General features: G+C 43.8%; 2 protein-coding genes. Both read left to right on the top strand.

Annotation, left to right across the window (positions count from 1 at the left end; genetic code table 11):
* Positions 1 to 14 precede the first annotated feature (14 nt).
* Positions 15 to 5,726 (top strand): type I polyketide synthase, encoded by a 5,712-nt coding sequence (locus CXL14_RS15920; RefSeq protein WP_014417645.1) that lies wholly within the window; start codon positions 15 to 17, stop codon positions 5,724 to 5,726.
* Positions 5,726 to 13,108: an SDR family NAD(P)-dependent oxidoreductase gene (locus tag CXL14_RS15915; protein WP_032863758.1), complete on the top strand. Its 7,383-nt coding sequence runs from the start codon at positions 5,726 to 5,728 to the stop codon at positions 13,106 to 13,108. Before CXL14_RS15920 ends, CXL14_RS15915 begins: the two co-directional genes overlap by 1 nt.
* Positions 13,109 to 13,132 lie beyond the last annotated feature (24 nt).

Raw genomic sequence — 13,132 nt, 5'->3', positions numbered from 1 at the left:
AAGGAATGAGACAGGTGGCCAGTAAACAAAACTATCAGTTCACATTAACAATTAAACATACGGACTATATTGTCAGGGATCACCGGGTGCATGGCACCCGGATTATACCCGGTGTCACATTTTTAGATATGATATACCGTATGGCGCTGAGCAAAGGTTTGCCTATTGAAGAACTCGAGTGTCAGAATATTTTGTATTTGGAACCTGTAGCAACATCGGATACCTTTGACAGAGAAATCCGCATCCGTTTTCAGGGATTGGAACAGGGATGGGAAATTCAGGCGAAGAGCAGAAAAGTAAAAGATGACCGCATTCTGGATGAAAGCTGGGATGAGAATATGAACTGCAGGCTCATGCCGAAAATCCCGGAAAGCATGAGTTCAATCAATATTGATGAAATCAAACATGCCTCCGTCCGTGAAGCCGATATGGAGATATGTTATGACTATTTAAAAAAGGTCGATATAGAGCATTTTGAATTTATGAAGAGTCTGGGGAAGGTTTATGCGTCTGACCATTCTGTACTTGCAGAGTTGACGCTCAGCCAAATTGCCAATCAATATACCGGCTATTTTCAATTGCATCCCACTTTTCTTGATGCGTCTACCATCATATCGATCCTTTATCAGGCATGTCCCGAATATTTTACACAAGGATCTCCGGCAAGCCGGATGAAAACGTATATTCCCATTCATATTGAATCTTTCCGTATGACGAAGCGCCTGGAAGACAGGTGTTATGTGTACATAGAGAAGCAAGACCAAAATCATGATTCAGGGGATGTCATCCAAGTAAGTTACGGTTTGTACGATGCACACGGGGAGATGATCGCTTATTTTACGCGGCTGTCTGTGAAACATATCCGCTCAAAAGATTTAATTGAAAACCTGAAGCAGACTCGTTTGGAAACTGAAGCGGCTTCTCAGCCAAAAGACAGCCTGATCAGAAAAGATTCAATCATAAATCGAAGCGAAAGCATCGAGACACACCTTAAAGAATTAATATCCGGGGTTTCAAATATAGATCTGCGTGACATAAGGACAGACATTGGTTTTTATGAACAGGGCCTGGATTCAGCTTCTTTGCTTGCCATTGTCAAAGAACTTGAAAACAAAACAGGGGAACAGCTGTATCCTACACTCCTGTTTGAGCAGAAAACGATCCGGGAACTCGCCGCGTATATTAAAGAAAATCAAAAAATGTCCAGTTATTTCTTAACGCGAAATCTACCGGCTGAAAAGCCTGACTTGAAAGAAAGTAAGAACGAAAATCTTTCCGCTCTTATAACAGAAGGAGACATTCAGCAGCTGATCGCAGATATCAAAGGGACTGCTCCTGAAACACTCTCTGTTGTAAAAGGTTTTTATGAACAAGGCCTCGATTCCGTAACACTTATGCAAGCCGTAAAGGCATTGGAAGAGAAAACAGGCAGGGAACTGTACCCTACTTTATTGTTTGAGTATCCGACGATTCAAAAACTTGCAAATTATTTTGCAGAGAGCGGCGAAAAGACTTCCGTTGAAAAAGACCGCCCTCTTCATCATGGAGAGAATCATACGGCTCTGACCTATTTAACGCCGCATTGGAGACAAAAGGCTGCCGCTTGGGACCCGAATTGCGGAAATAAAAAGAAAAGAACATGCCTGCTGTTTCAATATGACAGAGAGCTTTTTCATTTTATGCGGGAAAATGCTGAAAATGGATTCGAAAATACACAGATCATTCTCGTTTTATCAGGGAATCGTTTCTCCTATCACGGAGACGGTGTTTATGAGATAGATCACAGGGAGGAAGCTCACTTTGACAGGCTTGCAGCTGATCTGAAAAAAAGGGGGCAAATGCCCGACACCGTGGTTTACGGGTGGCCGGAAGGGTCATTTGCCGGCCCGGAAAAAATAAGTGAACAGCTTTCTAAAGGGGCTTACCCGCTATTCTTTTTCAGCCGGGCATTGATGCGCAGCAAGGCGGAAAAAAAGGTTGTATCGCTTTTCCTTTATCCGGCGGACCATAAAAATGATCAGCCGCTTTACGCTTCAGTCCATGGCGCAGGGCAGTCTATTTTGCTTGAGAACCCGAAACTGGCCCTTAAGACAATCGGGATATCAGTTTCAGACAAGTCATCGTTGCCGGAACTTACAGCTGAAATCATCAGAGTCGAATCTACGGAAGCGCATCCGGGAGAAACCGATCTTTATTATGAAAGAAATGTGCGCTGGGTCCGTGCCTTACGGGAAGCGGAACCGGCTCAAAACTCAGGTTTCTCCTTTAAAGAAAACGGAGTATACATGATTACAGGAGGGGCCGGCGGCTTAGGCCTTATATTTGCAGAACATATCGCAGCCCAAACGAAAGCCAATATTATTTTAGCGGGCCGTTCTGAACTTACGGAAGACAAAAAGAACAAAATCAGCCGAATGAAAGCAGGCGGTTCTTCGGTTCAATATATAAGAGGTGATTTTTCAGATAGCCGCGATGCAGAGCGAATCATAAAAACCATAAAAAGGCAATTCGGAGAAATCAACGGTGTGATACACAGTGCCGGTGTGACGCACGACGCTTTATTGATTCAAAAATCAAAAGATGAAATTCAGGAAGTGATCGCTCCGAAAATAAATGGGACGGTCTTATTGGACAGCTTGCTGCAAACCGAACCTTTGGACTTCTTTGTGATGTTTTCATCAAGCAGCTCGATGTACGGGAATATCGGACAGACGGATTACGCATTGGCCAACCGGTTCATTGATCTTTTCGCTGAGTGGCGTGAAGGAATGAGGCGGAAAAAAGAACGCTCCGGCGTCTCAGTAGCCATCGGCTGGCCGCTATGGGAAGACGGCGGCATGAAAGTGGATAAACAAACTGAAAAATGGATGAAACAAAAAATCGGTATGGTTCCCCTTAGTAAAACCAATGGGATCAAAGCTTTTCAAGATTCACTCTCTCTGAACGCATCACAGCTGATCGTGTTTGAAGGTGACAAAGAAAAATTAGAATCTGTACTTCAAGATACCTTCATAGAGGATGAAAACTGCGAGATCCAAATAAATGAGAAAGCTGATACAAGGCATGAGGACATTGCCATTATCGGATTAAGCGGGAAGTATCCGATGGCTGAAGACTTACCTGAATTTTGGAAGAATTTAAAGAGCGGAAAAGATTGTATTACAGAAATCCCGCCTGACCGCTGGAATATGGATGATTTCTTCAGCGAAGACAGAGATATGAAAGGGAAGTCTTACAGCAAGTGGGGAGGTTTTATCAGCGGAGCCGATCAATTTGATCCGCTTTTCTTTCATATTTCCCCAAGGGAAGCAGAACTTATGGATCCCCAGGAAAGGCTCTTTTTAGAAACGGCCAAAAATTGTTTTGAAGACTCAGGGTACCCGAGAAACATGCTGGAAAAGATGAAAGTCGGTGTATTTGTCGGTGCAATGTGGGGCCAATATCAACTATTTGAAGGGGAAGAAAACGGAGCGGCTTTCTCGCCGGCGTCCGTCTATTCTTCAATTGCCAATCGGGTGTCTTATTATTTTCATTTAAAAGGTCCGAGTTTGGCTCTGGATACAATGTGCTCTTCATCACTGACCTCTATTCATTACGCATGCCAAAGCATACATTGCGGAGAGAGCGATATGGCATTAGCCGGCGGAGTGAATTTGTCAATACATCCGAATAAATATAAGTTCCTCAGTATGGGACAGTTTCTATCAAGTGACGGCAGATGCCGGAGTTTTGGAAAAGACGGAAGCGGTTATGTTCCCGGTGAGGGAGTCGGAGCCGTATTGTTAAAACCATTGAAAAAAGCAATAGAAGATCAAGATCAAATATATGGCGTGATTAAGGGAAGCGCCGTTAACCATGGAGGAAAGGCGAGCGGGTATTCCATACCGAATCCGGATGCGCAGGCGGAGGTCATTTCAGAAGCGCTTCGTAAAGCTGACATTGATCCGAACACCGTCAATTATATTGAAGCGCATGGAACAGGGACGTCATTAGGCGATCCGATTGAAATTCAAGGACTGAAAGATTCCTATCAATTGAACCATCCTTGCGCCATCGGTTCGGTGAAATCAAATATCGGACATTTAGAATCTGCGGCAGGAATCGCTGCGGTAACGAAAGTGCTTCTCCAAATGAAGAATAAGCAGCTTGTTCCTTCTCTGCATTCCGATATTGTTAATCCGTTTATAGATTTTGATCAGGTTCCTTTTCAAGTGCAGCGGAAAGCGGCTGAATGGAATATTCCGCAAAACAGCAATGTTGTTCATCCTTTGAGAGCCGGGGTAAGCGCTTTTGGGGCAGGAGGGACAAACGCGCATCTTATATTGGAAGCGTATGAGCCGCCAAAAGCTTTTGATCATCAAAGCGGCCGAGTGATCTTTGTTTTATCGGCTCAAGACAAACAACGGCTGATAAAATATGCAAAGGTTATGGCTGATTTTCTATCAGAAAATGAATCGAAGGATAACAATCATAAACTGCGTCTTCAGGATATTGCCTATACACTTCAGACGGGACGCGATCATATGGAAGAACGGCTGGCGATAGTGGCAGATTCCGGGCAGGTCATTGCTGAAGAGCTTTCAGCTTATATCAGGGGTGAAAAAAGCAGCTTGAGCCATACCGGTCATACATTCGAATCAGAAGTTCACAATGAAATGCCTCACGTTTGTTCAGATTACGCCGAAGCAGCATCCAAATGGGTAAATGGAAGAAAGATAGATTGGGAGACTTTTGAGGTGAATCGGAATGCTCGCAGGATTTCTATTCCGGGACAACCGCTGATCAAACAGCGGTATTGGATAGCGGAAAAAGGGGACGCACTTGCTTCAGCGGATGTGAGTAAGCCGGGTCACCCTTTCTTGGGGAGTAACACGTCCGATTTTAATCAGTTCAGTTTCACGAAAAAAATCAGCCGTAATCATCCGTTTGCACTAAGTCTGTCTGAAGGAAACGTGTCCTTTTTCCCTTATGCATCTTTGGCTGAAATGGCTATCGTCAATGCAGCGGAGGCATTTGGACAACCAGTTCATACATTGACTGATTTATTGTGGACCGAAAGCATGAACGGAATGACTGATATACGGGAACTGATGATTACGCTGACGCCTGAGCGCGGCTTTGCGCGATTTGAGATATATGCAAACACAAAAAATGAGAATAAAGTACGTCTTGCCAGGGGAAATGCGCATATTGTTAAGCCTGAAAGCGGTATGCTTCCTGAAGCGCTTGATATTGCTGAAGTCAAATCAGAAATGACTGAACATCCGGCTGAAGCGCCTTTTGTCATTGAATCAGCGAAAAACAGTGACGGAATGCTGTCGCTTCATTCATTGCCGGATGAGCTTTATGCAAAAAGAGAGAATTTTACGATCTCTCCTGAAGCGCTTGAGTCCGCGATTCAAGCCAGTGCGTTTTTTGTCAGCGGAGAAACCTTCCCGGAATTGATCGGAATGGGAGCGGCGGATGTCTATCAGCCTCTCGCTCAAAATTTTTATGTCTATACTCAAAAAGAGAACCGGCAGAACAGCCGTGATGTAACGTGTCATATGACATTTACAGATGGAAACGGAAGCATTCTGGCAGAGTGCAGAGATGTGAGATTCAGGTATGGTCATGAAAAAGACACTGTTCAGACGGACGATGAACTCATTCGTCTCCTGCGTCAATTGGAAACCAATGATATTGATCAGAAGGCTGTATTGAAACAATTAATGGGGGAAGAATGATGAACGGAAAACGTGAACAAATCAGCGATATTCTTGATCTGATTCAAACAGGACAAATGTCGGCTGACGAAGGCTATGCCCGTGTGACATCCATTCAGAATCAAAAATCACGGGCATCGAACCATCCGCTTTTTTATTACAAGCCGGAATGGACAGAATCGTTCATTCCGAGTAAGAAGAGCGTACCCTTGACGGGATTGCTCCTGATTTTTGCAGAAAATGAACGGCAAATACAAGAATTGAGCGGTTTGTTTAAGGGCTGTACTCTCTTGTTTGTCATCCGCGGAAAAGAATTTGCTGTTTTACATGATGATACGATTTGTATGAACCACGTGAAAAAACACGATTATCTAAAGCTGTTCCGATACATTCATGATCATTATCAGCTGCCCGAAAAGATTCTTCACTTGTGGTCTGATTCTCAGGCTGACATGAGTAAAGGAGGTATACAGAAACAATTGGAAAACGGATTGTTTTCTCTTCTGTATATTACACAGGCGCTGATTGAACTAAAATGGAAAAAGATAATAAAGCTGACGCATATTTTTCAAACAGAGAATAAAGAACAACTGCCGCTGCATCATGCGCTCGGCGGATTGGTGAAAACCGTTCACCAGGAACACCCCAATTTTCACTATCAGATTATCAATATCACGCAATCAGAGGGTGCGGGAGCCGCTCTTCCTGCAATAGCGGACATATATCAGAGAGAGTTTGACGAAAAACGGGATATTCATTTTGAAGTGCGCTATGAAAACGGCAGACGTTTTACGAAAAGCTATAATAAAGCCGGCTCATTCGATTTAACCCAGCCGCTGAAACATCATGGGAATTATCTGATTACAGGAGGCCTGGGCGGTCTCGGTTATATTCTGGCAAAACATCTGTCGGAAAAATGGAAAGCGAATCTCATATTAACGGGGCGCTCTGATTTAACTGAAGAGCAGGAGAAAAAGATCGAATATTTAAGAAGTTCAGGTTCAACAGTTGAATATATCCGATCTGATGTTTCAAAACAAAGTGATGCTGAACGGATATTTGCTTTTGCAAAAGAGCAGTTCGGCACCTTACATGGAGTATTTCACAGTGCCGGCGTACTCCGTGACTCTTTTATCTTAAGAAAGACAAAAGAAGAAATTGATCAAGTCACAGGTTCGAAAGTTTATGGCACGCTGTGGCTGGCGGAAGAAATCAAAAAAATGAAAGTTGAATTACTTGTCTTGTTTTCATCCACATCGGCAGTCTTCGGCTCAGCCGGCCAATGTGACTATGCTTTCGCCAATGCCTTTCTGGATCAGTATGCAGCAGTTATGACCGCAAAAGAGTCTGCCGAAAGGGTAGTGTCAGTCAATTGGCCGCTATGGACTTCCGGCGGGATGAATATTGACGATGAAGGAGTATCCTACATGAAACAGGAACTCGGTCTTGACCCGTTAGATGACAGTGACGGAATACAGGCTCTGGAGAACAGCTTGTGTCAATCATCTGAACAGCTGATTGCCCTGAAAGGCCGTAAAGAAAAGATTGAGGATGTGCTGAAGCGTGCCGGCACAATCAGCTTTCATTTAAAGCAGCAGGAAGATGCTGATTTGCAAAATGATGAATTAAGACAAAATATAATCAGTTATCTGAAAAATATAATGTCAGAGGAATTGAAATTACCGGCCTCACTCATAGATGAAAAACAATATCTGGAGAAATACGGCATTGATTCAGTGATGATCATGCGTCTGACCAAAAAGCTGGAGCAAAGTATCGGCAGATTGTCGAAAACATTATTTTTTGAATATCATTCAATATCGCAGTTAGCCGAATATTTCCTGAGTCATCACAGCGAACGAATGATGAAACTGCTGAACCCGGCCGGCACATCTGAACTTGTTTCATATCAAAAAAAGCCAAAAAGAAAACCAGTGGAAACAAAAGCGCCGTTACGCTCTGAAGGAGAAGATTCAAAAGAGCACATTTCGGCCGATCCCCTTTCTGCTGATATAGCCATTATCGGTGTCAGCGGCAGATACCCGGGTGCGGAAAACATCAGGGAGTTCCAGAATGTGCTGATGAATGGACGGGATTGCGTAAGCGAAATTCCTGATGACCGGAAGGAAATGCTGGAGGGAAGCTGCTATAAGTGGGGAGGTTTTCTGAAAAATCCAGACCGGTTTGATCCTTTATTTTTCCGGATATCACCGAAAGAAGCGGCTTTTCTTGATCCTCAGGAACGCCTCTTTTTAGAGACAGTGTACAATACCATAGAGGATGCGGGTTATAAACCTTCAGATCTGACCCGCAAAAAGGTCGGAGTATTTGCAGGCGTCACATATGGAAGCTATCAATTTTTCGGCGTTGAAGAATCACTTAAAGGAAATGAACTGGCCGTCGGGTCTCCATTTTCTGCAATAGCAAACAGAATATCATATTTCTTTAACTTTAAGGGGCCGAGTATGGCGGTTGATACAATGTGTTCATCCTCTCTTAACGCCATTCACTTAGCCTGTGAAAGTATACGAAGAGGAGAAAGCACCCTTGCTGTTGCGGGCGGGGTCAATCTTACGCTTCATCCGAATAAATATACATTATTAAATCAAAGCCGCTTCTTTGCAAGTGATGGCCGGTGCCGTACATTCGGCGAGGGCGGTGACGGTTATGTACCGGGAGAAGGAGTGGGATCCGTACTTTTAAAGCCGGCGGCGGAAGCGGTAAGGGACGGAGATCATATTTATGCGCTGATTAAAGCGACAGCGGTCAATCACGGAGGGAGAACAAACGGTTTTACGGTTCCTAATCCAAATGGTCAGTCTGAACTGATACAGGACGCGCTTCAGAAAGCTTGTATTGACCCTCGTACAATTAGTTATATTGAAGCTCACGGAACGGGAACTTCTCTGGGAGACCCGATTGAGATCACCGGATTAACAAAAGCGTTTCGGGAATTTACGGAGCACACTCAATATTGTTCAATCGGTTCTGTCAAATCAAATATCGGCCATCTTGAGGCCGCAGCGGGAATTGCCGGTTTGACAAAGGTTCTTTTGCAAATGAAACTGAAAAAACTGTTTCCTTCCATACATGCGGAGACGTTGAATCCAAATATTGATTTTAAAGCATCTCCCTTTTATGTACAGCGGTCATTGCAAGACTGGAAGAAACCGAAACTGCAGGAAAACGGAAAAACAGTAACTGTTCCGAGAAGAGCGGGGATCAGCTCATTCGGAGCCGGAGGAACGAATGTTCATATCATTATAGAAGAATATGAAGAAACAAACGTCTCAACAGAACATGTTGAGAACGAACCGCATATTGTCCTGTTATCTGCCAAAGACAATGAACGTCTTCTTGAGTATGCCGAAAACATGAAAGATTTTATTCAACGTTCACTAAGTCCTGAAGTAAAGGATAAACAGCCTGATATGAAAGAAAAGGTGAATGAAGTACTCAAACCGTTTGTTTCGGAATTGCTTCATATCCATCCGGAAGAAATTAATATTGCTGATCACCTGAGTGAATTTGGCGTAGGGCCTTTGGAATTAAGCCGGATGGCGGATTTTATTAACGAAATGTTTCATATTGAACTCACGATGTATGAATTAACTGATTGCGCCTCCATTCAAGCGGTTACTGAATACTTATTGAAGGAATATGCCGGAGCGATAAGAAACATGTTCCCGAATGAAGTGATGGAAGCCGGCCATTCGGAAAGCGTCGTTTTACGGGATCTGGCATACACTACACAATCGGGCAGAGAAGCGATGGAGGCCAGAGCGGCGATTACCGGTACCTCTCTTAAAGAAATGAAAGATAAATTATTTGAGTTTTGCCGCGGTGACAAGCAAGTTCCAGGCGTATATGTTAATCAGCAATCAGCAGATGCATTCGCTGAAAAAATGAAGGCGTTAACGGAAGGCAGAGCAGGTGAATTGTTTGTAAAGACCATTATTGAGAACGGTGAAGCGGAAAAGCTGGCTCAATTATGGGTTTGGGGGGCGGATATCGACTGGAAATCCGTTCATCAACATTTACAGCAGCCGGGTAAACGGATCTCAATTCCGACTTATCCGTTTGCAAAAGAACGTTATTGGGTTCCGTCCAGGACTGAGAAGGCAGAGATCCCTCAGCATTCTTTTCAACATCACTTGCAAAAAAAATGGAGGGAGAATCCGTTTGTAAATCCATCCGAAACAAAAGAGTACGGACTGACAGTAGCATTTGTAAATCAAGACACAGAATCAATTGCCCGCACCATTTGTTCGGATATAGATCAGGAGAATCTGATTGTCATAAAACATCACTCTTCATTTATAAAACACTCTGATCAAATGTTTAAGTGTTCTTTATTAGATGAAAACCACGCATACGACGTTATCCGTGAGATCTTCTCGGGCGGTGAGCGGCAGGTCGAAAATATATTTGATTTCTCAGATATCGGAAACCAGAGTGACAATCAGAACGGCATCCCATATGGTAAATTCTTATTTATACAAGAAATAATTAAGCGGAGTAAAAAGGAAACACCATTATCCATTTTACAAATCACCAATGGCTTGCAGGTATTTAAAGCGGAAAAACCAAAGCTGACGGGGGCAGAATCAGCGGCTTTTCTGAAAGCCCTTTCTGCGGAATACGGCTTTGCTCATGTGAAAACAATAGATATAGACAGCATGAAAGAAACGCATGAGCTGAAACAAATCTTTGAGAATGAAAGGGCGCAATGTACCGGAGAGAATGAAGTATGCTACCGCAGCGGCGTCAGATATGTTCCGTATTTTGAAGAAGAAAGAATCCATACCGGCGGGCCTGTTTCATTTCCTGCGGATAAAGCCATCGTGATTACCGGCGGGACAGGGGGTATTGGCAGAGCAATAGCTGAAGATTTGGTGAAACGGGGAGTGAAAAAACTCGTGCTGACGGGGACGCGTCCATTACCTTTGCGAAGTGAATGGGATCATTTGCTGAAAGAGGGCAGACAGGACGAAAAGACAGTCAGCAATATCAAACTGTTTCAAAGTTTTGAAGAGAAAGGTGTCAACTATCTGTATTACAGCGGTTCTCTCACAAATGAAGAGAGGCTGCGTTCATTCTTTCACCAAGTAAGCATTGAATTTAAAGATATAAGCGGTGTCATACACTGTGCCGGACTGCACAGCGGCGGAAATCCGGCCTTTATTCATAAAAGAATGAGTGAATTTAAGACGGTGTACGGCCCGAAAGTCACTGGACTTCAGAATTTGGAGCGGATTTTTAATAATAGGCCGCTGGATTTCTTTATTCTATTTTCATCAATTGCTGCACAGTCACCCAAACTGTCGAAAGGAATGACTGATTACGCGTCTGCAAACGCATATATGGACTATTTCGCGGCTTATCATTTTCAAAAGGGGAGAACGTATTTCACGTCCATCAATTGGCCGAGCTGGAAAGAAGTCGGAATGGGTACTGTGACGAGTCCTTTATATGATGAATTGGGATTGGACTCTCTTTCCACACGGGAAGGACTGGCGGTTTTGTATCATGCACTGGAGAAAAAATCGGCCAATATCATTCCTATCGTGAAAAAAGGAACAGTGTTTCATGCAGACAGTCTCCTGAATATCAATAAAACCGGCAAGGCTTCATTTCCAGTGCGAAGACAGGAGACTCCCGACACTTTTGATCATTCAGAAGGGCTTGTCAGTGAACTTTCTGCCGTATTTGCCGAGGAATTGAGCATTCCCCTTGAAAAGCTTAACCCAAATACGGATTTTCAGGAATACGGTGTGGATTCTATACTTCTTGTCAGCATTATACATCGTATAGAAGCAATGATTCAGAAAAAAATTGACCCTACTGTGCTTCTTGAACACAACACGATTCATGGTCTTGCGGAATATATCGGTAAGACGGCGCCGCCGTTGAAAAAACAAATCGAACAGACTGATTCTCAAAGCAGCAATCAGCATGATATGCAGTCTGTGACGAGCCGAAATACAGAACCGCAGACGGCTTCCTCTGCAAAGATAGCTGTTATCGGAATCGGATGTAAGTTCCCTGGAGCGGCTGATAAAGAGGAATTTTGGGACAATCTGAAAAAAGGGAAGAATCATATTAAAGAAGTACCTGATTCCCGGTGGAATATAGAAGAAAATTACTCTCCGGTGCAGCAAAAGGGAAAAAGCATCAGCAAATGGGGAGGATTTATCAATGGAATCGGCAGCTTTGATCCGGAGTATTTCCGCATGGAAGAGGAGAAAGCCATCCAAACGGACCCGCTGATAAGACATTTCTTAGAAACGAGTGTACAGACTGTACGGGATGCCGGTTATGAAGAAACAGAATTATCGGGAAAAAAAGTCGGCGTATTTGTCGGTTCCAGAATGGGCGGCTACGGTCACAAACTGCCGAAAGAAAGCAGCAGCCACATCGTCGGGCTTAGTCAAAACTTTATTGCTTCACACGTGTCGCATTTCTTTAATTTTCACGGTCCAAGCATGGTTTCTGATACCGCTTGTTCTTCTTCATTAGTCAGCATTCATTTAGCCTGCCAAAGCATAAAAAACGGTGATTCAGAGATGGCGCTGGCAGGAGGGGCGGATCTGCTTTTGGATGAAATTCCTTACCTGATGTTAACAGAAGGAGGAGCTCTTTCGCCGGACGGTCAGTGTTTTACTTTTGATGAAAGGGCAAACGGCTTTGTACCCGGAGAGGGTTTTGGCGCTGTTCTGTTAAAACCGCTCGAGAAAGCGAAAGCGGACGGAGATCGGATATACGGTATCATTGAAGCATCAGCTATTAATAACGACGGTGCGACAATGGGAATTACGACCCCGAATCCTAAGCTTCAAGAGCAGGTTATTCAAGATGCATTTGAAAAAGCCGATATCACTCCCGGATCAGTCAGCTACGTCGAAACTCACGGCACAGGTACGATGATTGGAGATCCGATTGAGCTACAGGCTCTGACAAAAGTATTCCGAAGAGACACAAACAAAACGCAATTTTGCGGAGTAGGAAGTGTAAAAACCAATATCGGACACTTATTAAGCGCTGCCGGAGCGGCAAGTTTCATTAAAGTGATTTTATCAATATGGCATAAGGAAATTCCGCCTACATTGAATTGTGAAACGCCAAATCCCCGCTTTGAATTTGAAAAGTCGCCTTTTTATCCGAATACAGAGCTGAGAAGCTGGAAGGATGGAAAACGGAGGGCGGGCATCAGCGCTTTCGGTTTTGGCGGAACAAACGCCCACCTTTTGGTAAGCGGCCTGGATGATTCATATCATGCCGTCAGAACTCCGCTGCCGCCTGCCGAGTTTGTCAGAAAAGAGTACTGGCCGGATTCAAATCGAAAAAAACAAATCAAACAGAATAAAAAACGGCTTCTTGAAATTATTGATGAAACAGAGTAGCACCTGCTCTGTTTCTTTACTTTG

This window comes from Bacillus sp. SJ-10, assembly GCF_002843505.1.
GTDB classification, from domain to species: domain Bacteria; phylum Bacillota; class Bacilli; order Bacillales; family Bacillaceae; genus Bacillus; species Bacillus velezensis.
Note: the sequence above shows the minus strand (reverse complement) of the source record. Positions and strands in the feature narration are given on the sequence as shown.

Coding starts and splice junctions, on each gene's coding strand:
- CXL14_RS15915 (WP_032863758.1), top strand. CDS start 5,726: ATGAACGGAAAACGTGAACAAATCAGCGATATTCTTGATCTGATTCAA.